Origin of the sequence: Curtobacterium sp. NPDC090223, from assembly GCF_044746585.1 — a bacterium.
Taxonomy (GTDB): domain Bacteria; phylum Actinomycetota; class Actinomycetes; order Actinomycetales; family Microbacteriaceae; genus Curtobacterium.
This window is the reverse complement of record NZ_JBIVCN010000005.1, coordinates 35162-57955: the sequence shown is the minus strand read 5'-3', so window position 1 is coordinate 57955 and position 22794 is coordinate 35162. Positions and strand designations below refer to the sequence as shown.

The following is a 22794-nucleotide window of genomic DNA, read 5'->3' as shown; positions in this document are numbered from 1 at the left end:
TGCGGACAACCGTTCTGCGTCAGAGTGTTCACATGGCAAACGCGATGACGACTCGAGTCCCCCGGGAGGACCGCTTCCGGGCGGTCCAGCTCCTGCCGGCACCCGCGACCGTCCTCGCGCTCGCCGTGGCAGCCGGACACGACGTCGGCTCGGCGCCCCTCGGTGTGATCGCCGTGGTCGGCGCGCTCGCGACCATCGGGAGTGCCCTGCTCCCGATGATCTGCCCGGCCGCTGCACGACGGTCCATGCCGGCTCCGAACGAGTCGGAACGGTACCGAGAGGACACCGAACACCTCTGAGGACCCGCGCCGCCCGGCTCCGTTCCCCTGCGGGAGCCGGTCGGCGCGATGAACCGGACGCACCCCTGAACCAGCGTCCGGAGCGGGCCGCGACGATCCCTGTCGTCGAGGTCTGCTGCACCCCGTGACCCGCCGTGGGTCAAGGGCGTCGTCTCCCTGAACGACGTCCCGTTCCCCCTCGAACCCACGGCGGGTCCGGGTGCACCTTCGCCGAGCCGCGCGTGGTGCGCCTGCCGGTACCGTGTGGACGTGCCCTCCTACCGCGTCACGCTCGCCATCGGCGCACTCGCTCCCGGGACCGCCCCCGACGCCGTCCTGCCCGCGGCGGCCCGGCTCGTCGCCGAGCTCGCGGTCGTCGAGGCGCAGGACGTCCGGCTGCTCCGCGGTGTGCCGTGCGCGGTCGTCCGCTACGAGGCCGCGGAGGACGAGCTCGCCGTGGCCGTCGCCCGGCACGCCGTCGCGGGGCTCGCGGGGACGGTCGAGGTCCGCTCGGACCGGGTCACCCGGCGCGACGGGGCGCGGTGGACCCCGATCGCCTGACGCCGGAGCCCTTGGCCGTCCCGGCGCTCGGCACCGGCCACACGTAGTCCAGGTCGTCCGGCACGTCCGGGAACAGCGGCAGGTAGTGCTCCCGGTCCTTCTGCACGAGCTTCGACCGGTGCGACCGGTGCACGGCCTCGTCGGTGTTCCACGCCGGCACCGGGTAGTCGCCGCGCTCGTACGCCGCCATGTCCTCCGGGGAGCGCCCGAGGTCGGCGAGGGTCTTCGCCAGGCACGTGTCGACGTGTCCGCGCTCGAGCCACACCCCGCAGGTGGCGTCCTGGTAGGCCATCAACGCCGGTCGGTACCCGCGCCACATCGCCACGACCGGGTGGTGCTGCCACCCGTAGTCCGGCAGGATCAGCGCGCGCATGACCTGCAGGGTCTCGACGCGCTGCTTCCCGAGCCGGCGGTCGTCGAGGGACTCGGCGGAGGCGCGGAAGTCGGCGTACGGCAGGAACGTCTGCATGCGGCGAACGGTACGCGGGCACGCCTGGGGCGACACATGTCGTCACAACCGAGCGGGGTCTCCCGGGGGCGTGTGAGCATCGAACGCATGAGCGGAGAACTCGTCGTCGGCGTCAGCGGCAGCCCATCGGACCCGTCGCGCACCTCGACCCTGGTGGCCGCGACCGTCGCACGACTCGGTGAGGAGATCGAGGACGCGCGGACCCTGACCGTGGAGATCGGACCGCTGGTGGCCGACCTCGGCGCGGCGTCGGACCGCTCGGCCATGTCGCCGACCACGGTCGCCGCGCTCGAGGCCGTCGAGGCCGCCGACGTGCTCGTCGTGGGGAGCCCTGCGTTCCGGGCCGCCTACTCCGGGGCGTTCAAGCTCTTCTTCGACTGGATCGGGCAGTACGACCTCGTCGACACCCCCGTGCTGCTGACGGCCACGGGCGGCAGCGACCGGCACGCGCTGCTCGTCGAGCACCAGATGCGGCCGCTCTTCGGCTTCTTCCAGTCCACGACGCTGCCCATCGGGGTCTTCGGCAACGAGCGCGACTTCACCAAGCGCGAGGGCGGCTACGACATCACGAACGTCGACCTGGAGCTCCGCATCGACCAGGCCGTCCGGCGGGCGCTGCCGATCATCCGCGGCGGGTTCGTCACGGCCGCGGCCGCCGACGTCCCCCGCCCCGCCGACTTCTAGGGGCGAGCGCCCGAGGGATCGGTCCGCGGGGTCGGTCCGCGGGGTCAGTCAGCGGGGACCGCGACCACCTGGCCGGAGGTCGCGGCTCGCCGTGCCGCGTCGAGCACGTCGACCACGTGCACGGCGTCGTCGACCGTGACCGGCACCGGACCGGAACCCCGGACGGCCCGGGCGAACCGCTCGTAGTAGTCGGTGTACGAACTCTGCGCCGAGGGGACCTCGACGGTGCCGGACCCGGTGGTCAGCGCGCCGCCGGCCGGCTCGATGCCCCAGCCCGCGCGATCGTCCGCGGGGGAGCGCCCGGCGACGGCCGCCTGCGCCTGCACGTCGGTGCTCGTCGCCTCGTACGTCCCGTCGACCCCGTCCACCCGGAGCCGGCGTGCGGCGAGGTACCCCGCCTTGTTCGACGTCAGCCGCGACACCACACCCGAGCGGTGCGTCGCCTCGAGCGTGAAGCCCGCGTCGATCGCACCGTCCTGGTCGCGGCCGAGCGCACGGGCGTCGCGCATGTCGAGCGACGCCCACACCGACGCGATCGGCCCGAAGAGCGACACGGCCTGGTCGACCAGGTGCGACCCGATGTCGGAGAGCACGCCGCCACCGACGCCGGTCGCGATGCCGTCCCGCTCGACCAGGTCGAAGCGCGACTCGAACCGCAGCACCTCGCCGAGCGCGCCGCCGTCCAGGAGGCCCCGGAGCGTCACGAGGTCGGTGTCCCACCGGCGGTTGTGGAACGGTGCGACCGGGACACCGGCGTCCAGCGCGGCCGTCCTGACCTCGCGGGCGGTGGCGGGGTCGGGCGCGAACGGCTTGTCCGCGACGACGGCGACCCCGGCCGCGACGGCCTCGAGCACGAGGTCCCGTCGGGTCGACGGGGGCGTGGTGATCACGACGGCGTCGACCCCGGCCCTGATCAGGGCCGTGAGCGAGTCGTACACCGGCACGTCCGGCAGGTCGGTGGCGAGCTGCGCGCGCTTGTCCGCGGAGCGGGCGACGACGCCGACCAGGTCGACGCCGGAGGCGTCCTGGACGAACGGCCGGTGGAACGCGCGTCCACCGATGCCGTAGCCGACGAGACCGATGCGTACTTTGTCCATACATACGAACGTAGCCCACCACCGGGCCGGGGGCTCGTGTCGGAACCGCGCCGGGCCTCCCGTCCGCCCTGCCGCACCGCTGCCAGCGCGAGACGAGCGCGAGACGCCGTGCGTCAGTCCTGCAGGGCCGCCACGTGCGCCACCGCCAGGCGGTAGCCGTCGGCGCCCGCGCCGGCGATGACCGCGGTCGCCGCCGTGGCGACGTGGTCGGTGTGCCGGAACGGCTCGCGCTTCCACGTGTTGGAGAGGTGCACCTCGACGACCGGGACGGACAGTGCCTCGACGGCGTCGTGCAGCGCGACCGAGGTGTGTGCGTACGCCGCGGGGTTGATCACGACGCCGACGAAGTCGTCGAGTGCCTCGTGCAGCCACTCGACGAGCTCGCCCTCGCGGTTGGTCTGCCGGAAGTCCGCGTCGAGTCCGTGCACGGCCGCCTCGGTGTGCACGACGGCCTCGATCTCGGCGAGCGTCACGGTGCCGTACTGCTCCGGGTCGCGCCGGCCGAGGATGTCGAGGTTCGGGCCGTTGAGGACGAGGATGCGCGGCTGCTCGGTCATGTCCAGAGCCTACCGGCGCGCTTTCTGGCGTCCCCCGGTTCGCATGACACATGCCATGGCTATGTGAACGGTCACAATAGGCCACTGCGCGGATCGGAGCAAAAGTTACAAAGCGGTACTACTCGGGTAACGTCCCCCGTTGGATCTGCGCAGACGCGGGTCCACAGCACATCGACGTGGAGTCAACAAATGGTTCTCGCTGCAGCGAACAACGGGATCCAGCTCAACCTGGGCTGGGTCGACTACCTGATGATCATCGTGTACTTCGCGGTGGTCATCGGGATCGGGTTCACCGCCCGGAAGCAGGTCCGGACGAGCATGGACTTCTTCCTCTCGGGCCGGTCCATGCCCGCGTGGATCACGGGGCTCGCCTTCGTGTCCGCCAACCTCGGCGCGACCGAGATCCTCGGCATGGCCGCCAACGGTGCCCAGATCGGCATGGCGACCCTGCACTACTACCTCGTCGGCGCCGTGCCGGCGATGGTGTTCCTCGGGCTCGTGATGATGCCCTTCTACTACGGCTCGAAGGTGCGGTCGGTGCCGGAGTTCATGCTCCGCCGCTTCGGCAAGGCCCCGCACCTGGTGAACTCGATCGCGTTCGCGGTGTCGAACGTGCTCATCGCCGGCATCAACCTCTACGCGATGGCGATCGTCATCGAGGCGATGCTCGGCTGGCCCGAGTGGATCGCGATCATCGTCTCCGCGGGCTTCGTGCTCGTCTACATCACCCTCGGCGGGCTCTCCAGCGCGATCTACAACGAGGTCATGCAGTTCTTCGTGATCATCGCCGGGCTCGTCCCGCTGACGATCGTCGGTCTGCACCGTGTCGGCGGCTGGAGCGGCCTGAAGTCCGCGATCGTCGAGACGCAGGGCGTGCAGCACCTGCAGGCGTGGGCCGGCACCGGGTTCGGCGACGTCACGAACCCGATCGGTGCGAACTGGCTCGCCATCGTGCTCGGTCTCGGCTTCGTGCTCGGCTTCGGCTACTGGACGACCAACTTCACCGAGGTGCAGCGCGCCTTCTCCGCGAAGAACATGTCCGCGGCCCGTCGCACCCCGCTCATCGCAGCGATCCCGAAGCTCTTCATCCCGGCGATCGTCGTCATCCCCGGCCTCATCGCGGCCGCCGTCGTGGGCAACCAGTTCGCCGACGGCACGCTGACCTACAACGACGCGATCCCGAAGCTCATCCAGATGTACCTGCCGACCGGCGTCCTGGGCGTCGCGGTGACCGGGCTCCTCGCGAGCTTCATGGCCGGCATGGCCGCGAACGTGTCGTCGTTCAACACGGTGTTCACGTACGACATCTGGCAGCGCTACGTGAAGCCGAACATGCCGGACGCGCACTACCTGCAGACCGGCCGCTGGGTCACCGTCGTCGGCGTCGTCGTCGGCATCGCGACCGCGTTCATCGCCGCGCAGGCGCAGAACATCATGACGTACATGCAGACGCTGTTCTCGTTCTTCAACGCGCCGCTGTTCGCCGTGTTCATCCTGGGTCTGCTCTGGAAGCGGATGACCACGCAGGGCGCGCTCTGGGGCTACATCCTGGGCATCGTCACGCCGACCATCACGTGGATCGCCTACCTGGTGAACCCGAAGCTGTTCGCGACCGGCACCGCCGAGACCCTCTACGGCGCGATCATCTCGTTCGTGACGGTGCTCGTCGTCGGGTTCGTCGTGTCGATGTTCACGAAGCCGAAGGCCGAGAAGGACCTCTCCGGGCTGGTCTACGGCATCGGCAAGATCGACCTGCACGGTGACTCCGTGGCGACCGACACCGCCTGGTACCGCTCGCCGGCGCTCCTCGGCACGATCGCCCTCGTGCTCTGCGTCGTCCTCTACCTGCCGTTCCTCTGATCCGAAGGACACCACACATCATGAGTGACACCACCAGCTCCATGACGGACGAGCAGAAGGCCGCCCTCGTCCGGTCCACCCGCCGACTCGACCTGCGCCGCATCCTCGGCGGCCTGTTCGTGCTCTACGGCGTCATCACCACGATCGTCGGCATCGTCAACTGGGACTCCGACCCGGTGAAGACCGGCGGCATCCACATCAACCTCTGGGTCGGGCTCTCGATGCTCGCCGGCGGGCTCCTCTTCTTCCTCTGGGACCGGCTCGCGCCCGTCCCGGCGGAGGACATCATCGGCCAGGCCGAGGCGGAGGAGCACCAGAAGGCGGCGGGCGAGGGCCGCGACCTGGCCTGAGTGCAGCCCGTCTCCCGTCCGTCGTCCCCACCGGCGGCGGACGGGAGGCCCGGGTCGGTTCCGCCACGGAACGGTTGCGTTCCGCGGGTGGTCGCGCCAGGTTGGTCACGACGAAAGGACCACTCATGCCGACCATGGTCTTCATCAACCTCCCCGTCGCCGACCTCGAGCGTTCGACGGCGTTCTACGAGGCGCTCGGGTACTCGATCAACCCGCAGTTCAGCGACGAGACCGCCGCGTGCGTCGTGATCAGCGACACGGTCTACGTCATGGTCCTGACGCACGAGAAGTTCGCGCAGTTCACCGACAAGCCGGTCTCGGACGGGTCGACGATCGAGGTGATCAACTCCCTCACCGCGGACTCGAAGCAGGACGTCCACCGCATCGTGGACGCAGCGCTGGCGGCCGGCGGCACCGAGGACCGGCCGGAGATGGACCTCGGCTTCATGTACCAGCGGAGCTACGTGGACCCGGACGGGCACCGGTGGGAGCACGTGTGGATGGACCCGCAGGCGGCACAGGACGGCCCGCCGGCCGCGTGACGGTGGTGGCCGGTAGCATTTCGGCATGAACCACCAGGGGGAACCGCAGCCGTCCGTACCAACGCAACCCGTGCCAACGCAACCCGTGCCGACGCAGCCCGTGCCGACGGGGGCGATCCTGGCGTTCGTGCTCGTCGCGCTCGCGGGGGCGTGGGCGGTCGCGCTGCCGCTCTGGCTCTCCGGACGCGGACTCGGCACCCCGTTCGCGACGCTCCTCATCGTCGGGATGATGTTCACCCCGCTCGTCTCCGCCGCGCTCGTGCTCCTGGTGCTCGGACGGCGCCGACCCCGCCCGGTGCTCCGCTTCCTCGGGGTCTGGCCGATCCGCCCGGTCGGCCGGACGATCTGGACCACGGTGGCCGCCTACCTCGGTGGGCTGTTCCTGCCCGTGGTGGCGCTCGTCGTCGCCGCGGTCGCCGGCTGGTTCCCCGTCGACCTGGTCGGGTTCGGCGGGTTCCACGACGTCCTGCAGGCCCAGGGGCTCCGGAGCCTGCCGATGCCGATCGGCGTCCTCGTCACGCTGCAGCTCGTACAGCTGCCGTTCGTCGCCTGCTGCAACGCCGTCGTCACCATCGGTGAGGAGATCGGCTGGCGCGGCTTCCTCGTCCCCGCGCTCCAGCGCTTCGGCACGTGGCCCGCACTCGTCGGCTCCGGTGCCGTGTGGGGGCTCTGGCACGCGCCGATCATCCTGCTCGGGTACAACTTCGGCCGGACGGACTGGCTCGGTGTCGTGTCCATGGTGGTCGCGTGCGTGCTGCTCGGCATCGTGCTCGGGTGGCTGCGGCTCCGGACTGGCTCGGTGTGGCCGGCGGTGTTCGCGCACGCCGGGGTCAACGGGGCCGCTGGCGTCGGGGCGGTGGTCGCCGCCTCAGGCGTGGACGTCTCGAGCGTCCTGCGGAGTCCCCTCGGCGTGGCGGGGTGGATCGTCCTCGCGGTCGTGATCGCCGTGCTCGTGCTCACCGGTGCGATCCGGCGCCGGGGCGAACTCGCTCCGCCGCCGGAGCGGGCCGCTGCCCCGGCGCAGCCGACCGTCACACCGGCCGACTGAGGAAGTACCGCCGCACCGCGTCGCCGTACGGCGTCGGGGTCCCGCTCCAGTCGCTGATCAGCGCGGAGCCGCCGTACTGGCCGCCATCGGGGCAGCCCGTCGTGCCGAAGTTCCAGAACGCGTACCCGTCCCCGCCGTTGGCGTCCATCCACCGCATGAACGCCAGCGGCATGGTGGTCGAGCAGTCGTTCACGCCGATCTCCTCCGCGACCATCGGCATCTTCGCCGCGACCGGGCCGAAGCGCGCGGACCAGCACGACGCCGTGACGCAGCTCTTGAAGTTGTAGAGGTGCTGTCCGGCGACCAGGGCCTTCGCCGGGTCCGTCGGCATCGCGCTCAGGAGCGGCGCCATGTCGTGCCCCCAGTCGAGTCCGTTCACGATGATCGGTTGCTTCGCGCCGGTCGCCCGGATGGTGTCCACGAGCTGCTGGTAGCCGGCGGCCTGCCACCCCTCCGGCATCGCGCAGCCGTTGCGCCAGCACGACACGGAGATGTCGTGCGGCTCGTTGAACGGTTCGTAGAGCACGGCCGGGCTCGCCGCGAACCGGCTCGCGACCGAGGTCCAGAACGGCAGCGAGTAGGTCGTGTTCGCCATCTCCTTCTGCTGCTCGCCCCAGATCGCCGACGGCCCGGTGAAGTGCAGGTCGAGGATCGACCGGATCCCGTTCGCCGCCAGACGGTCGACGTAGTCCTGGATCGCCGCACGGTAGGGCTCACCGGTCGACTGCGGGGCCCAGTCGATGCCGAGCCAGCAGTGCTCGTTGAGCGGGATCCGGACGGTGTTCACGTTCCACGAGCGGAGCAGGTCGATGGACGCCTGATCCGTCGGGCCGGAGAACACGCCGCCGCCCTGCTGGCACTCGTACTCGGTGCCGGACCGGTTCACGCCGCGGAGCTTCACGGCCTTCCCGGCCGGGTCGACCATGACATTCCCCGTGACCCGGAGCGGCTTCACGGGGGTCGCCGGGGTGGTGGCCGCCGCGGCGGTCGCGGAGGGGATCAGGACCCCCGCGACGATGGACATGACGGTGAGTCCGGCCGCGATGCCGCGCCGGACGATGGGTGATCGCCTCATCCGGTCAGCGTGCTCCGGAAGTGGCGGCCCGGTTCCGCTCGGTACCCCCAGGGGGTATGGTGAGGACATGGACCAGCGCGACGACCACGAGGACCGGAACACGATCGTCCAGGACGCCCACGATGAACACGCGGGGCACGCACACGCGCACCACGACGAACACGCGGGCCACGACCACGCCCACCACGACGGGCACGATCACGGCGCCGGTGCGGATCACGGCGGCCACGACCACATGCACCACGGGCACGGCGGCCACGGCGACCACGCGGCGATGTTCCGCGACCGGTTCTGGTGGAGCCTCGTCCTGGCGGTCCCCGTCGTCGCGTTCAGCACGATGTTCGCGGACATCCTGCACTATCCGCTTCCCGATGCCACCTGGGCGGGCTGGGTCTCCCCGGTGCTCGGCACGGTGCTCTTCCTCTACGGCGGTTGGCCCTTCCTGACCGGCGGCTGGTCCGAGGCCCGGACGAAGCACCCCGGGATGATGCTGCTGATCGGGATGGCGATCGTCGTGGCGTTCGTCGCGTCGTGGATCACCAGCCTCGGGCTCTTCGGGCTCGACCTCAACTTCTGGTGGGAGCTCGCGCTCCTCATCGTGATCATGCTGCTCGGCCACTGGATCGAGATGCGGGCCATGGGCGTCGCGTCGAGTGCCCTGGACGCGCTGGCGGCGCTGCTCCCCGACGAGGCCGAGGTGATCGACGACGGCGGTGCCGTGTCCCGGGTACCGGTGTCGAGCCTCCAGGTCGGCCAGACCGTCGTGGTCCGACCCGGCGGACGCGTCCCCGCTGACGGCGCGGTCGTCGACGGCCGCGCGCAGGTCGACGAGTCGATGATCACGGGGGAGTCGGTCGCCGTCGAGCGTGCCGAGGGCGACCGCGTCGTCGCGGGCACGGTGGCGACCGACAGCTCGATCCGCGTCCGGATCACCGCGACCGGCGACGACACCGCGCTCTCCGGGATCCAGCGGATGGTGGCCGAGGCGCAGGCGTCCTCCTCCAGGACGCAGGTCCTCGCCGACCGCGCAGCCGCGCTCCTCTTCTACTTCGCCACCGGTGCGGCGATCATCACCTTCGTCGTGTGGCTCCTGCTCGGCAGCCCCACCGAGGCGATCACCCGCACGGTGACGGTGCTGATCATCGCCTGCCCGCACGCCCTCGGCCTCGCGATCCCGCTCGTCGTGGCGATCTCGACCGAACGTGCCGCGAAGGCCGGCATCCTGGTGAAGGACCGACTGGCCCTCGAGCGGATGCGCGGCATCGACACCGTCGTGTTCGACAAGACCGGCACCCTGACGACCGGATCGCCCGAGGTCGTGGAAGCGATCGGCGACGACGGGGTCCTCGGACTCGCGGCGGCCGCCGAGCGGGACAGCGAGCACCCGGTCGCCCGGGCGATCGTCGGCGCCGCGGCGGACCGCGGCGTCACGGTGCCGGCGGACGTCAGCGACACCGGGTCCGTGCCGGGTCGTGGCGTCAGTGCGACCGTGGCCGGCCGGCGGGTCGAGGTCGGTGGGCCCGCGATGCTCCGCGAGAGCGGTGCGACCATGCCGTCCGCGTTCGCCGAGCGGGTCGACGGGTGGCGTGCGGACGGGGCAGCGGTCATCGTCGCGGTGGTCGACGGCACGGTGCAGGCCGCCTTCGCAGTGCGCGACGCGGTGCGCCCGGAGTCGGCGGAGGCCGTCCGAGCCCTGCACGACCGCGGGATCCGGGTGGCCATGGTCACCGGGGACGCGCAGCAGGTCGCCGACGCCGTCGCCCGGGAACTCGGCATCGACGAGGTCCGTGCCGAGGTCCTGCCCGAGGACAAGGACGGCGAGGTCGCGCGGCTGCAGGAGTCCGGGGCCGTCGTCGCGATGGTCGGCGACGGTGTGAACGACGCGCCCGCCCTGGCCCGTGCGGACGTCGGCATCGCGATCGGTGCCGGGACCGACGTGGCGGTGCAGAGCGCCGGCGTCGTGCTCGCGTCGAACGACCCGCGCCGGGTGCTCACCGTGATCGACCTGTCGCGGGCGACCTACCGGAAGATGGTGCAGAACCTGGTCTGGGCGACCGGTTACAACGTGCTCTCCGTGCCCCTGGCCGCCGGGGTGCTCGCCGGCGTCGGGTTCGTGCTGTCGCCCGCCGTCGGTGCGGTGCTCATGAGCCTGTCGACCGTGATCGTCAGCCTGAACGCCCAGCTCCTCCGCCGCTTCCGCGCCTGACGCGCGCGCCGGGGCTCGTGCGCGAGGGTCCGGGCGGCCCCGACCCCCGGTGAGATCGCACTAAGTGTCCGGTCCGTCGGGGACGATCTGACACGAAGTCCGATCTCACCGGGCCGGGTGGGACGCGGGTGGGACGCGGGTGGGCCGGGTGGAACCTCGCGCGTCGGTGGGGGACGGCAGGATGGGACCGTGAGTGAACTGGTGACCGGGGACGACGGGCTCGCCCGACCCGTGTGGGCATCGACCGACCCGATGCTGCGCGAGTACTACGACACCGAGTGGGGGATGCCGGTGCGGGACGAGCGGGGCGTGTTCGAACGGCTCTCGCTGGAGGCGTTCCAGTCCGGGCTCTCCTGGCGGACCATCCTGGCCAAGCGTCCGGCGTTCCGCGCGGCGTTCGCGGACTTCGACCCGGACACCGTCGCCGGCTTCGGGGAGGACGACGTCGCCCGGCTGATGGCCGACGCCGGCATCGTGCGGAACCGGGCGAAGATCCTGGCGACGATCACCAACGCCACCGCGACCGTCGCACTGCGGGACGACGGTGGGCTCGCCGACTTCGTGTGGTCCTTCCGCCCGGCCGTCACCCCGGAGCCGGTGACGTACGCCGACGTCCCGACGACGAGCGACGAGTCCGTTGCGCTGTCGAAGGCGCTCCGGAAGCGCGGGTTCGCGTTCGTCGGCCCGACGACGATGTACGCGTTGATGGAGGCGCTCGGCATCGTCGACACCCACCTGGTCGGCAGCCACCGCCGAGGCACGTCGGGCGTCTGGGCGTAGCGTCGCGCCCATGACCAACGAGCACCCGGACCCGCGGACGACCCCGAACCCCCGCGTCACCCCGGTCACCCCGGTCGACGCCGAGCACGTCGAGGTCCCGATCGACGTCCAGGTGCCGGAGCCGGACGCCCTCGCCGAGGACGCCACCGTCCCGGAACACGACCCGGCAGAGGTCCGGATCGCGTTCCTGCTCTTCCCGGACGTCACGCAGCTGGACCTGACCGGTCCGGCGCAGGTGCTCAGCCGCGTTCCCGGGGCCCGCGTGCAGTACGTCGCCGCGACGCTCGACCCGGTCCCGACCGACTGCGGGTTCTCGATCGTGCCGACCGCGACCTTCGCCGACGCCGACCCCGCGGACGTGCTCGTCGTGCCGGGCGGCGACGGTGCCTTCGACGCGATGCTCGACCCGGCGGTGATCGACTTCGTCCGGCGTGAGGCCGAGCGTGCGACCTGGGTGACGTCGGTGTGCACGGGGGCGTTCGTCCTCGGTGCGGCCGGACTCCTCGCGGGGAAGCGCGCGACGACCCACTGGGCGTCGAAGCCGATGCTCGAGGCGTTCGGTGCGACGCCGGTGGACGAGCGCATCGTCGACGACGGATCGATCGTCACCGCGGCCGGCGTGAGTGCCGGCATCGACATGGCGCTCTGGTTCGCGGCGGAGCTCGCCGGGCGACCGGCAGCGGAGCGGATCCAGCTGTACATCGAGTACGACCCGCAGCCGCCGTTCGACGCGGGGTCCGCCGAGCGCGCGGACGCCAGGGTCGTCGCCGAGGCACGTGCCGCGGCCGAGGACGCCCGCGGCGAGCGGGTCGCGCGAGCGGCGGCGGCGATCATCCGCTGACCGCGCGGGCGCGTCAGTCCAGCGGCAGCTTCATCTGCACGGCCGTGACGCCGTACCCGAGCCGCTCGTAGAGCTCCTGCGCTCCGGCGTTGTACCCGAAGACGTTCAGCCCGATGCTCGTCGCGCCCTCGTCCTTCGCGACCCGGTGTCCGGCTTCGAGCGCCCGGCGTGCGTGGCCCTGCCGCCGGTGGGCCTCGTCGATCTCGACGTTGAACACCCACCAGTCGGGGCTGTCCGGTGCGAACGGTCCGATCCAGAGGTACCCGACGACGGTGTCCGCGTCGTCGACGACGTCCCAGACGTGGTGGCCGTCGAGCGGGGTCCCGCCCGGGAACCACGTGTCGAGGGACCGCTGCTTGTTGGCCTCGGCCTGCTCGCGGGTCTCGCCGGCGAGCATCCGGGACTCCACGTACTCGGCCATCGTGGTGTCGAGCCAGCCGGGCAGCCGATCGGCCGGCATCGTGACGAGCCGGGTGTCGGTCACCGGTTGCCCTTCGAACCGCGGCTCGGCTTGCCCCGCATCTTCCCGCGCCCCGGCTTCGGGCTCTTGCCGCTGTTGGAGCCCTTGCCCGACCCGGACTTCGCGCCACCGGGGGACTTCGCCTTGGCCTTGCCGCCGCCGCCGCCTGCGCCGGAGCCACCGCCGGCCCCGCCCCCGCCCTTCGAGCCGGACGTCCCGGCGGACCCGGACCGACCACGCGACGACGGTGCGCCGTCGTCGCCATCGCGACCAGGGCCTCCGGTCTGGCGTGAACTGTTGGCCGTCCTGCCACGCACCACGCCGATGAACTCCTCCGTCCGGGCGGACGCGTCCTCGTCCCGCCAGACCAGCGCGACGCGGGTGCCGGGGGAGTCGGCGAGGGGCCGCGCGACGAGGTCCTTGCGGCTGGCCTTCCGGAACAGTGACTGGGGGAGGACGACCACGCCGACGTTCGCCTCGACGAGGTCGAGCGCGCCGTCCACGTCGGCGGGGACCGGACCGGCGTCGATGACGTGCACGTCCGCCAGGTCCGCCGCCGTCAGCTCCGACGACCCCGCCAGCGCGGAGTCCTTCGGGGTCGCCACGACCGCGGTCTCGGTCCAGAGCGGGATCGCGTTGTGCGCCTCGGAGACGGGGACCCGCGCGAAGACCATGTCGACGTCGCCGGCCAGGGCGTCGTCGACGTCGTCCTGGCCGATCGGGCGGAGCAGGAGCTCGACGGAGGGGAAGCGGTCGCGCCACACCCTGGCCCACTTGGCCGGGGACACCCCGGGCACGAAGGCGATGGTCAGTGCCGCGGTCATGCAACCGAGCATAGGGGCCGTACTCTGGTCACCATGGCGCAGGAACAGACGATGAAGCCCGAGACGGCCGCGAAGAAGCTCGGGATCCTCCTGTCGGCCGCTCCGGAGTCCTTCCGCGACGCGCCCGTCACCCGGACCGCGTTCGAGGAACTGCGGACCCAGCCGCCGGCGTGGCTCGAGGACCTCCGCCGCGACGGCCCGCACCCGCGACCCGTCGTCGCGCAGAAGCTCGGCGTGTCGATCTCCGGTCTGAGCCGCTCCGGCATCGAGGAGCCCCTGACCACCGCCCAGATCAAGGACCTGCTCGTCGAGAAGCCCGAGTGGCTCGTGCAGGAGCGCGCCACGCAGGCCGCCGTGCACGCGGAGAACGCCCGCGTGAAGCAGGAGCGCGCCGCGAAGGCCGCCGCCCGCGCCGAGGGCTGACCCGCCCGCCCCATCCACCCCGGACCCACCCAGGACCGCCCGTGCACGAGACCGTCGCCGACGCCATGCTCGTCGTGCCGCAGTTCGCGTCGGTGTGCTGCATCGTCGGCGATCGGTACCGACCGCGCCCCGGGGTGATCGTCCCCGCCGCCGTGATGCTCGTCGCGATGGTGATGCCCGTCGTGCACGCCGGAGCCTCGTGGACGCTCATGGCGGCGACCGTGCTGTTGCTCCTGGCACCGCTGCCCGTGATGCGCCGTCGTCGCGCCGACGGTCGACGTGCCGAGCCGATGGACGTGCACCGGGCGCTGTCCTCGGTCGTGATGGCCGGGATGCTGCTGATGGGGCACGCGACCGGGCTGGCCGACGCGCACGCCGGGCACGGCGTCGCGCTGATGGCGGTGCTCGGCGGGGGCGTGATCGGGTACTGCGCGTTCAGCGGGTGGCTGCTCCGGTACGAGTGGGCGCGCGAGGACCGGCGGGCGGTGCGCAGCGGCGAGGTCTTCGCGATGACGGTCGCCGTCATCGGCATGACGCTGGCGATGTAGGGCAGCGCCGGACCGCGGGCCGCTGTCGACGATCGCCTGCGCGGTGGATGTCCGACGCCCGCCGACGAACGGTCGGTCACCCGACCGACCGACGCCCGCGCGCTACGGTGGTGCGGTGACCGACCGTCCTGTCCGCCGCCCCGACCCGGCCCCGCGCCTCGACGAGGTCGACGAGCGCATCCTCTGGACGCTCGCGGCCGACGCGCGGATGCCGAACAACCGGCTCGCCGCCGCGGTCGGCATCGCGCCGTCGACCTGCCTGGCACGCGTGCGGGCGCTCGAGGACGCCGGCGTGATCCGGGGCTACCGCGCCGACGTCGACGTCGCGCGGCTCGGGTTCTCGATCGAGGCGATGGTCTCCGTCCGCGTGCACGCCGCCGCCCGCCACGAGCTCCGGGAGTTCGCCAAGCGGCTGCTCCGGGTGCCCGTCGTGCTCGACGTGTCGTTCCTGGCGGGTGACAAGGACTTCCTCGTGCACATCGCGTGCACGTCGACCGAGCAGCTCCGGGACTTCGTCGCGGACGAGCTCAGCGGTGACCCCTCCGTGGCGACGACGCAGACGAACATCGTGTTCGAGCGGCTCGTGGCGGACCGGGAACGGCAGGCACGGTCCTACGACGAGCTGCGACGATGGCGCGCCTCGAACCGCCCGAAACCACCAGAGACGGCCTGACGCGCCGGACCAACACCGGAGCGCGCCGGACGAGCGCTCGCGTCAGCGCGTGCGCGTCATCGGGACGTGCGGGATCCCGTCCTCGAGGAACTCGTCACCCGAGCGCACGAACCCGAACCGGCCGTACCACTGCTCGAGGTGCGCCTGCGCGTCGACCCGCACCACGGCGGAGCGCGTCTCGGCGATCGCCGCCTGCATCAGGCTCGCAGCGAGTCCGGCACCACGCGCGTGCGCGGCGGTCGCGACCCGGCCGATGCGTTCGGTGCCGTCCGGCTCGCGGAGGAGCCGCAGCGTGGCGTCCACCGACCCCTCGCCGGCCCAGAACTGGACGGTACCGGGCTCCAGGTCGCGGCCGTCGATGTCCGGGTACGCGCACTCCTGCTCGACGACGAAGACGTCCTGACGAAGCCGGAGGACCTCGTGCAGGGTGACGACGTCGAGGTTGCGAGTGGGGGCGCTGAAGATCGAGGGCATGCCGCGGATTCCTGACGGTTTCGTGAGAGAGCTGGTGCGCGAACGCCCCGAGAGGCGTACCGTGCCGGTCAACCACTCTACGTGCGCAGCCAGATCAGGAGGTGAGCGCATGGACAAGCCGTTGCGCGCACCCTGGCGCGCTGCGATCCGGTACGCCCTCATGGGCACCGGGGTGAGCGCCGCCGCTGTGCTGCTCTCGCTCACGTTCGGCGCGCAGACCGCGTCCGCCGCCGAAGCGCCCGGCCAGTCGGCGCCCTCTGCGTCGCACGGACTCGTCGGCGGACTGGTGCAGGGGCTCGGTGACACGGTCCACGGAGTCGCCGGTGGCGTCGGCCAGGTCGTCGGCGGCGTCGTCGACCCCGTGCGCGAGGCCGTGCGGCCCGCACCGCCTGCACCCGCGGCACCGGCTCCGGCAGCCCCGGCCCCGGCAGCCCCTCCGGCAGCCCCGTCCGCACCAGCCGCACCCGCCCCCGCAGCGCCCGCGACATCGCCTGCCCCTGCCCCTGCCCCTGCCCCTGCGCCGGCCCCAGCTCCGGCTTCCCAGCCGTCGAGCGCAGCGCCGGCTGCCCCCGCCGCAGCACCGTCCGCTCCGGCCCCCGACTCCGCGGCCCAGCCCGCGGAACCGGCCCCGGCCGCAGCACCGACCACCCCCGCGACGCCCGCCGACGCGCCGGAGGCGAGCCCGGCCTCCAGTCCGTTGCTCGGCACCGTCGCAACCGTGCTCCGCCCCGTCACCGGGACCGTCCAGGGGCTCACCGCAGCCCGTCCGGTCACGACGGTGGTGAGCACGCTCGACCACGTGGTCGGAGCGCTGCCGGTCGTCGGGACCGTCCTGGGGGACGACACCCTCGGCACCGTGATCGCACCCGTCACCGGGTTGGTGGACGACGCCCTCGGTGGCGTCGGGACCGTCGGGGGGAGCGTCCCAGGAGTCGTCGACGGGTCGTCGCCGCCTCCGGTCGTGACCCTGCCTGGAGGCTCGACACCCCTCCCACAGACACCCGCGCCCCCGGTAGGGAGCGGCTCCGGTACCGTGCTCGGCTCCGGTACGCCCGGTACGGCCGACGCCGTGACGGCCGGGCCCACGCAGGCGCCGGCTGCCGCCGGCGCCCCGGTCGCAGCGGTCCCGCAGACGACGGTCGTCGCTCCCGCAGCCGGTCCGTCCGTCGCCGCGCCGGAGTCGGCGTCGCTCGGCGGCGCGGCGCTGCTGTTCCCGGACGGTCGTACCCCTGCAGACTCGCCGTTCGGCGGTGGCTCCGGCTCCGGACTCGCCGGCAGCACCACGTCCGTCGGCTCGGCCGGCGCTGGTGCAGTCGGCACCGTCGGCGTCAGTGCCGACCAGGACCCCCTCGCCGCGGGGACACGCGGCACCATCGCCGACGACGCCGTTCCCGCGTCCGTCGTCGGCGAGCACGACGTCGCTCCTGACTGAGATCGGTGCACCTGCCCGCACGGCAGGAAGAGCACCACCGGCCGCGACCGCGGTCGGGAACATCTCGATCAGGAGTGATGACCATGAACAAGTACGTCTCCAGAGGGCTGTGGTTCGCCCTCTTCGTCGGTGGCCTGACGCTCGGGGGTGCTGCTGCGGCGAACGCGGCGACGACCTCCGGGGCGGACGGCGCCGTGTCCGGGACCCAGGTGGCGCCGTCCGTCGACGCACCCGTGTCCGTCGCCGGCAACGCGCTCGGACTGCTCGGCGACGCCGTGTCGTCGGTCGTCCCGACGCCCGCCGCGCCTGCGGCACCTGCCGCTGCTGCGCCTGCTGCACCTGCCGCTCCCACGGCTGCTCCGACCACGTCGGGGTCGGACGGGGTCGGGTCGGGGACCCAGGTGGTCCCGGACGTGAGTGCGCCCGTCTCCGTCGGGGGCAACGCGATCGCCGTGGGTGGTGACGCGGTGTCGTCAGCGCCTGCTGCTGCGCCGGCCGCTCCCGCTGCAGCGCCTGCCGCTCCGGCTGCAGCGCCTGCTGCGCCGGCCACGTCGGGGTCGGACGGGATCGCTTCGGGGGCCCAGGTCGCCGGTGCCGTGACCGCGCCGGTCGATGTGTCCGAGAACGCCGTGTCCCTGGCCGGTGACGCCGTGGCGACGCACACCGCTCCGGCAGCGGCAGCGCCCGCCTCGCCAGCGCCGGCCGCTCCCGCAGCTCCGGTTGCCGGTGCTCCGACGACCTCCGGGTCGGACGGCATCGGCTCGGGGACGCAGGTCGTCCCCGCGATCGAGGTCCCGATCACCGTCTCCGGCAACGGGATCGGTCTCGTCGGTGACGGCAGCTCGACGGGCTCGTCGGCTGCTGCTGTTCCTGCTGGTTCGTCGACGGGTTCTGCGACGACGGACGGTGCGGATGGTGTCGCTTCTGGCACGCAGGTGTCGCCGGTGGTCTCGATCCCGGTGACGATCGGTGGCAACGGGATCGGTCTCCTCGGTGACGGGACCAGCACCGGTACCACGGCGACGGTCCCGGCGACGGGGACGTCGACGGGCACGACGGGCAGCACGTCCGGCGACGGAGGTCTCCTCTCCGGCACCCAGATCGTGCCGGTGATCGGTCTGCCGATCACGATCGGCGGGAACGGCATCGGCATCATCGGTGACGGCACCAGCACGGGGACCACGACCCCCGGCGGCGGCACGACCCCCGGCGACGGCACCGACCCCGGTGACGGCACCGACCCCGGTGACGGCACGACCCCCGGTGACGGCACGACGCCGGGCGACGGTGGCTCGACCCCCGGTGACACCACGACCCCGATCGGCGACGGCGGCTCCGGCTCGATCGTCACCGCGGACGTCGTGACCACCGCGGGTACGACCGGCGTCACCGCGACCACGGCAGTCGCCACGCCGGTGTCGAGCGTCGCAGCCCGTCCGGCGGCGACCGCGGCGACGACCACGCCCGCCGGGCTCGCGTACACCGGAGCGACCTCGCCGGTCCTGCCCGCGGCGTTCGCACTGCTGCTGCTCCTCGCCGGCGCCGGGACGCTCGTCCTCCGGCACCGTCGCTGAGCACGGTCCTCGCTGAGGGGCGCCGGTCCGCCGGTGCCCCTCACACCCGTGCCTGGGAAGGAGCAGGGCGGTACCTGGGTGCCGTCGATGGCGATGCTGTGCACAGCGGAAGGGCTCCGGCAGGTGCCCGGGAGCCGCAGGGCAGGACGATGAACCCGTGTTCACCGAACTCCTCCGTCTGCCGATCGTCTCCCCGGCCGTCCTCGTCCCGGTCGACCTCGTCGCGGGGCTGCTCACGCTGTGGGCGCTCGTCGGCAGCCGGCGGGGGTTCCTCGCTCGAGCCGTCGCACTGGGCGTCGGCGCTGCGGTGGGACTCGTCGCCATGTGGTGGTTCGGTGACGTCCAGGACGACTTCGGCGTGGACTTCACCCCGGTCACGCGGATGTGGATCGCGTTCGCCGCCGCGGCGCTCGCGCTCGGCGTCGTCGTCGTGGTGCAGACCGTGCGGAGCCGGCGCGCGACGAGCGGCACCGCAGCGGACCAGCGTGTGACGAGCGGCACCGCAGCGGGCCGGCGCGGGACGGACCCGGTTCCACGGAAGGCCCTCCGGCGCCGCCTGTCCACGGCCGTCGGCGCTGCCGCCGTCGTGGCGCTCGCCGCCGGCCTCGGCGTGAACGTGGACTTCGGCGCCTACCGGACCATCGCGCAGGTCGTCACGACGAACCCCTACCCGTCGGGGACGCTCGGCCACGAGCACGGCGCCGGCGACGACGCGCAGACCGTCGACGCCGCGAACTGGACGGCTCCGGCGGACATGCCCCGCCACGGCCGCACCGTGTCCGTGCGGATCCCGGGGACGGTGTCGCACTTCCGCGCCCGGAAGGCCGTCGTGTGGTTGCCGCCGGCAGCGCTGACCGCCGACCCGCCCACGCTCCCCGTGCTGATCGCGCTCTCCGGCCAGCCGGGGCAGCCCGCCGACATGTTCCAGTCCGGCGACCTGGGCCGGTACCTTGGCGCGTATGCCGCTGCACACCGGGGTCTCGCGCCGATCGTCGTCGCGCCCGACCAGCTCGGCGCCCCCGGCCGGAACCCGATGTGCGTGGACTCCCGCCGCCTCGGACGCAGCGCGACGTACGTCATGACGGACACGGTGGACTGGGTCGAGCGACACCTCGACGTGGCGTCGGCACCGACGGGCTGGGGCATCACCGGGTTCTCGGAGGGCGCGACCTGCGCCATGCAGTTCTCCACCGCGCACCCCGACGTGTTCGGCACCGTCCTCGCGATCTCGAGCGAGCTCGCACCGCGGAACGGCTCGGAGCGCCACACGGTCGAGGTCGGGTTCGACGGCTCCGAGGCGGCGTACCGTGCCGCGGCACCCGTGGCGTCCATGCGGCGGCACGGCCCCTACCGCCACCACCTCACCGTGTTCGGGTTCGGGCAGGACGACGCGCCGTACCGGGCGTCGACCACGCTCCTGCGTGCCGCGGCCGAGCGCTCCGGGATGCAGACGTCGCTCATCGTGTCACCGGGGTCGGCGCACGACTGGAACACGGTGCGGTACGTGCTCGCACACGGGCTGCCACCGGTGCTCGCCCACCTCGGGCTCCCCGCCACGGCCGGCACGCTGTGACGGACCGCATCCCGGCCGGCGCCACGATCGCCCGCACCCTCCGCCGGTACCCCGTCACCGCCGTCGTCCTCGCCCTCGTCGTCGCCACGTCCGCCGTGGGCATCGCGATGCGCGTGGCCCACGCGACGAACGGCACCGAGTCCTTCGGCCCCCTCCGGGTCTTCGCCGCATCGACCGGTGCGGCCGCCCTCCTGCTCACGCTCGCCGGCGTCGTGGTGCTGGTCGGTGCGTCCGAGCGCCTGATGGGCTCGTGGCGGACCGCCGTCGCGTTCGTCCTGACGACGGTCGTCGGCACCGGCCTCGGTGCGCTGAGCGCCTTCGTCGACCTCGACGGCCGGGACGCCCTGCCGCTGCTCCTCGGCCGGGCGACGAGCTTCGACCCGTGGACGGCGGTCGTCGGGACGATCGCGACCGCGAGCGCCTTCGCCGGCCCGCTGTGGCGCCGCCGGATCCGCGTGAACACCCTGGCGGTCGTCGCCGCGCTCTTCCTCTACGCCGGACACGCCTCCGACCTGTACGCGGTGCTCGCAGCGGCCGCGGGCTGGGCGCTCGGAGAACTGCTCCGGCGGACCCCGAAGCGCACCGGCTGGACGCGGAGCTCGCACCGGGAGACCCGCGTGCTCCTCGGCACGGCCGTGCTCGTCTCGGCGATCGGCCCGGTCATCGCCCTGGTCTCCCGCGCCCGTGTCGGGCTGCTCGCGCCGCTCGCCGCGGTCGTCGGAGCGGGCCCGGTGACCCCGGTGTCCGGGTGCACCCCCGACACGGCCGGAGCGGTGGCGAGGACGTCCGACGAGTGCCTCCGCGGGCTGCTCGCCTACCGTGCGACGGACCCGTGGACGCTCCTCCTCGCGATCCCACCGCTCCTGGTCCTCGTCGTCGGCGGCCTCGGGCTCTTCCGGGGCAGCCGCTTCGCGGTGTGGCTCGTGGTGGTCGTCGACACCGTCACGGCCATCGCGGCCGCGGTGACGTACGGCGCGGTGCACGGCCGGGCGCACGCGGTCGAGGACCAGTTCCTGGTCACCCTCTCGATCGTCGCGTCCGTCGCCGTGCCCCTCGCGACCGCCGTCGTCCTCGTCGCGCTCCGCAGGTCCTTCACGGTGCTCCCCACACGGCGCCGGGTGGCCGGGTTCACCGTGGTGGTGCTCGTCGCGGCCGGCGTGCTCGTGTCGGTGATGCTCGTCGTCGCCGATGCCGCCCCGATCCGGGTGGACGACCCGTGGCGCATCGTCGTCGCCGCGCTCGGGCCCATCGCACCGGTCACGTTCTGGGAACGCCTGCCCACGTTCGACCCCGGACTCCGCCTCACCCTGGGCATCGCCGGCCCGCTGCTCTGGCTCGTCGTCGCGATCGCCGCGGTCCGGCCGACGGGCGCCGCGCCGGCCGACACCGACGCGGACGGGACCCGCGCCGGCCGCGACCGGGCCCGCGCACTCCTCATCGCCGGCGGCGGGGACACGTTCGGCTGGATGACGACCTGGCGCGGCAACGCGTACTGGTTCGCCGAGGACGGCCGAGCCGGGATCGCGTACCGCCGGAACGGGACGGTCGCCGTGACACTCGGCGGCCCGTTCGGGTACGGCGACGCCCGTGAGCCCGCGCTCGCCGGGTTCGCCCGGTACTGCGACGACAACGGGTGGACGCCGGTGTTCTACGGTGTCGACGAGTCGGTCGCGACGCCGCTCCGGGCCCTCGGCTGGGGAACGCTGCCGGTCGCCGAGGACGCCGACTTCGACCCCCGTGACTGGACGACGAGCGGGAAGCAGAAGCAGGACGTCCGCACCGCGGTGAACCGCGCCGCCCGCGAGGGCACCACCGCGACCTGGGGGAGCTGGCACGAGCTGCCCGCATCGACGACCCGGCAGATCGAGGCGATCTCGGAAGCGTGGGTCGCCGAGCGCGAACTCCCCGAGATGGGCTTCACGCTCGGCGGCGTCGACGAGATGCGCGACCCCGCGGTCCGGACGCTCGTGGCCCAGGACGCCGCCGGCACGGTCCTCGCCGTCACGAGCTGGCTGCCCTCCCACCGCGAGGGACGCGTCGTCGGGTGGACGCTCGACGTGATGCGCCGGACGAGCACGGCTCCGAACGGCGTCATGGAGTTCCTCGTCGCGAGCGCGGCCGACCGGATGCGCAACGACGGGATCGAGCGGCTCAGCCTCTCGGCAGCGCCGCTCGCGCAGGCCCCCGAGGCGCGCGCGGTCGACACGGCCGCCCCGGCCGACGGCGTGCAGAACCTGCTCGACCTGGTCGGGGGCGTCCTCGAGCCGGTCTACGGGTTCCGTTCGCTGCTGCGGTTCAAGCGGAAGTTCGGCCCCGAGCTCCACCCGCTCGTGCTCGCCTACCCGGACCCCGTCGCGCTGCCGGCGATCGGCGTCGCGGTGGTCCGTGCGTACCTGCCGGACCTCTCGCTCCGACAGGCGGTCGCCCTCGCGCGCGGTCGGGGCTGATGACGGCCCGTGACCCGC

At 72.8% G+C, this 22794-nt stretch carries 24 protein-coding genes; 17 read left to right on the top strand and 7 right to left on the bottom strand.

What is annotated here, in order from left to right; translation table 11 throughout:
- Positions 1-44: 44 nt before the first annotated feature.
- Positions 45-299 carry a hypothetical protein gene (locus ACIPJY_RS12900; protein WP_400461894.1) on the top strand — a complete coding sequence of 85 codons (255 nt, stop codon included), beginning with the start codon at positions 45-47 and terminating at the stop codon, positions 297-299.
- A 249-nt stretch (positions 300-548) separates the two neighbouring features.
- A complete protein-coding gene (locus ACIPJY_RS12895; RefSeq protein ID WP_400461897.1) occupies positions 549-839 on the top strand; it encodes a hypothetical protein in 291 nt (96 codons plus the stop codon).
- Here the strand turns inward: ACIPJY_RS12895 and ACIPJY_RS12890 are convergent.
- Positions 799-1308, bottom strand: a complete 510-nt coding sequence (locus ACIPJY_RS12890) for an MSMEG_6728 family protein (protein ID WP_400461899.1) — start codon at positions 1306-1308, stop codon at positions 799-801. The genes ACIPJY_RS12895 and ACIPJY_RS12890 overlap by 41 nt on opposite strands.
- A gap of 87 nt (positions 1309-1395) precedes the next feature.
- Between ACIPJY_RS12890 and ACIPJY_RS12885 the strand changes: the two genes are divergently transcribed.
- A complete protein-coding gene (locus ACIPJY_RS12885) occupies positions 1396-1992 on the top strand; it encodes an NAD(P)H-dependent oxidoreductase (RefSeq protein WP_400461901.1) in 597 nt (198 codons plus the stop codon).
- 44 nt (positions 1993-2036) lie between these two features.
- On the opposite strand, the gene ACIPJY_RS12880 is transcribed toward ACIPJY_RS12885, so the two are convergent.
- Positions 2037-3089, bottom strand: coding sequence for a Gfo/Idh/MocA family oxidoreductase (locus tag ACIPJY_RS12880; protein WP_400461904.1), 1053 nt, complete (start codon positions 3087-3089; stop codon positions 2037-2039).
- Between the two features lie 113 nt (positions 3090-3202).
- On the bottom strand, positions 3203-3646 hold the full coding sequence (gene aroQ / locus ACIPJY_RS12875; RefSeq protein WP_400461907.1) for a type II 3-dehydroquinate dehydratase: 444 nt from the start codon (positions 3644-3646) through the stop codon (positions 3203-3205).
- Between the two features lie 189 nt (positions 3647-3835).
- On the opposite strand from aroQ, the gene ACIPJY_RS12870 reads away from it, so the two are divergent.
- The 4 genes from ACIPJY_RS12870 (at position 3836) to ACIPJY_RS12855 (ending at position 7446) form a co-directional block, all read left to right on the top strand.
- Complete coding sequence (locus ACIPJY_RS12870; protein ID WP_400461910.1) at positions 3836-5506, top strand: sodium:solute symporter family protein; 1671 nt, start codon at positions 3836-3838, stop codon at positions 5504-5506.
- Between the two features lie 20 nt (positions 5507-5526).
- Complete coding sequence (locus ACIPJY_RS12865; RefSeq protein WP_400461913.1) at positions 5527-5856, top strand: hypothetical protein; 330 nt, start codon at positions 5527-5529, stop codon at positions 5854-5856.
- Between the two features lie 125 nt (positions 5857-5981).
- Positions 5982-6398: a VOC family protein gene (locus ACIPJY_RS12860; RefSeq protein WP_400461916.1), complete on the top strand. Its 417-nt coding sequence runs from the start codon at positions 5982-5984 to the stop codon at positions 6396-6398.
- Positions 6399-6468: 70 nt separating this feature from the next.
- On the top strand, positions 6469-7446 hold the full coding sequence (locus ACIPJY_RS12855; protein ID WP_400461919.1) for a lysostaphin resistance A-like protein: 978 nt from the start codon (positions 6469-6471) through the stop codon (positions 7444-7446).
- Here the strand turns inward: ACIPJY_RS12855 and ACIPJY_RS12850 are convergent.
- Positions 7430-8521 (bottom strand): glycoside hydrolase family 5 protein, encoded by a 1092-nt coding sequence (locus ACIPJY_RS12850; protein ID WP_400461922.1) that lies wholly within the window; start codon positions 8519-8521, stop codon positions 7430-7432. The two genes, ACIPJY_RS12855 and ACIPJY_RS12850, sit on opposite strands and share 17 nt — an antisense overlap.
- Before the next feature lie 67 nt (positions 8522-8588).
- Here ACIPJY_RS12850 and ACIPJY_RS12845 point away from each other — a divergent pair, with 67 nt between their 5' ends.
- From ACIPJY_RS12845 to ACIPJY_RS12835, 3 genes are all read left to right on the top strand, one after another.
- Entirely contained in the window at positions 8589-10727 is a 2139-nt protein-coding gene (locus tag ACIPJY_RS12845; RefSeq protein ID WP_400461925.1) for a copper-translocating P-type ATPase, read from the top strand.
- A 189-nt stretch (positions 10728-10916) separates the two neighbouring features.
- Positions 10917-11507, top strand: a complete 591-nt coding sequence (locus tag ACIPJY_RS12840; protein WP_400461928.1) for a DNA-3-methyladenine glycosylase I — start codon at positions 10917-10919, stop codon at positions 11505-11507.
- Between the two features lie 10 nt (positions 11508-11517).
- Positions 11518-12348 (top strand): DJ-1/PfpI family protein, encoded by an 831-nt coding sequence (locus ACIPJY_RS12835; protein WP_400461931.1) that lies wholly within the window; start codon positions 11518-11520, stop codon positions 12346-12348.
- A 13-nt stretch (positions 12349-12361) separates the two neighbouring features.
- Here ACIPJY_RS12835 and ACIPJY_RS12830 read toward each other — a convergent pair whose 3' ends face one another.
- Both ACIPJY_RS12830 and ACIPJY_RS12825 read right to left on the bottom strand, forming a co-directional pair.
- Positions 12362-12832: a GNAT family N-acetyltransferase gene (locus ACIPJY_RS12830; protein WP_400461934.1), complete on the bottom strand. Its 471-nt coding sequence runs from the start codon at positions 12830-12832 to the stop codon at positions 12362-12364.
- Positions 12829-13632 (bottom strand): LysR family transcriptional regulator substrate-binding protein, encoded by an 804-nt coding sequence (locus ACIPJY_RS12825; protein WP_400461937.1) that lies wholly within the window; start codon positions 13630-13632, stop codon positions 12829-12831. Before ACIPJY_RS12825 ends, ACIPJY_RS12830 begins: the two co-directional genes overlap by 4 nt.
- Positions 13633-13665: 33 nt before the next feature.
- Between ACIPJY_RS12825 and ACIPJY_RS12820 the strand changes: the two genes are divergently transcribed.
- The 3 genes from ACIPJY_RS12820 (at position 13666) to ACIPJY_RS12810 (ending at position 15276) form a co-directional block, all read left to right on the top strand.
- Positions 13666-14055 (top strand): DUF5997 family protein, encoded by a 390-nt coding sequence (locus ACIPJY_RS12820; protein ID WP_400461940.1) that lies wholly within the window; start codon positions 13666-13668, stop codon positions 14053-14055.
- Between the two features lie 41 nt (positions 14056-14096).
- Positions 14097-14603 (top strand): hypothetical protein, encoded by a 507-nt coding sequence (locus ACIPJY_RS12815; RefSeq protein WP_400461943.1) that lies wholly within the window; start codon positions 14097-14099, stop codon positions 14601-14603.
- Between the two features lie 115 nt (positions 14604-14718).
- Positions 14719-15276 (top strand): Lrp/AsnC family transcriptional regulator, encoded by a 558-nt coding sequence (locus ACIPJY_RS12810; RefSeq protein ID WP_400461946.1) that lies wholly within the window; start codon positions 14719-14721, stop codon positions 15274-15276.
- Positions 15277-15318: 42 nt separating this feature from the next.
- Here the strand turns inward: ACIPJY_RS12810 and ACIPJY_RS12805 are convergent, their stop codons facing one another.
- Complete coding sequence (locus ACIPJY_RS12805; protein WP_400461949.1) at positions 15319-15750, bottom strand: GNAT family N-acetyltransferase; 432 nt, start codon at positions 15748-15750, stop codon at positions 15319-15321.
- 109 nt (positions 15751-15859) lie between these two features.
- On the opposite strand from ACIPJY_RS12805, the gene ACIPJY_RS12800 reads away from it, so the two are divergent.
- The 4 genes from ACIPJY_RS12800 to ACIPJY_RS12785 all read left to right on the top strand — a co-directional run bounded on the left by ACIPJY_RS12800 (position 15860) and on the right by ACIPJY_RS12785 (position 22776).
- Complete coding sequence (locus ACIPJY_RS12800; protein WP_400461951.1) at positions 15860-17182, top strand: hypothetical protein; 1323 nt, start codon at positions 15860-15862, stop codon at positions 17180-17182.
- An 83-nt stretch (positions 17183-17265) separates the two neighbouring features.
- Positions 17266-18756, top strand: a complete 1491-nt coding sequence (locus tag ACIPJY_RS12795; RefSeq protein ID WP_400468192.1) for a hypothetical protein — start codon at positions 17266-17268, stop codon at positions 18754-18756.
- Between the two features lie 157 nt (positions 18757-18913).
- On the top strand, positions 18914-20329 hold the full coding sequence (locus tag ACIPJY_RS12790; RefSeq protein WP_400461954.1) for an alpha/beta hydrolase: 1416 nt from the start codon (positions 18914-18916) through the stop codon (positions 20327-20329).
- Positions 20326-22776, top strand: coding sequence for a bifunctional lysylphosphatidylglycerol flippase/synthetase MprF (locus ACIPJY_RS12785; protein WP_400461956.1), 2451 nt, complete (start codon positions 20326-20328; stop codon positions 22774-22776). The genes ACIPJY_RS12790 and ACIPJY_RS12785 overlap by 4 nt, the downstream gene beginning before the upstream one ends.
- The last annotated feature ends 18 nt before the right edge of the window (positions 22777-22794 follow it).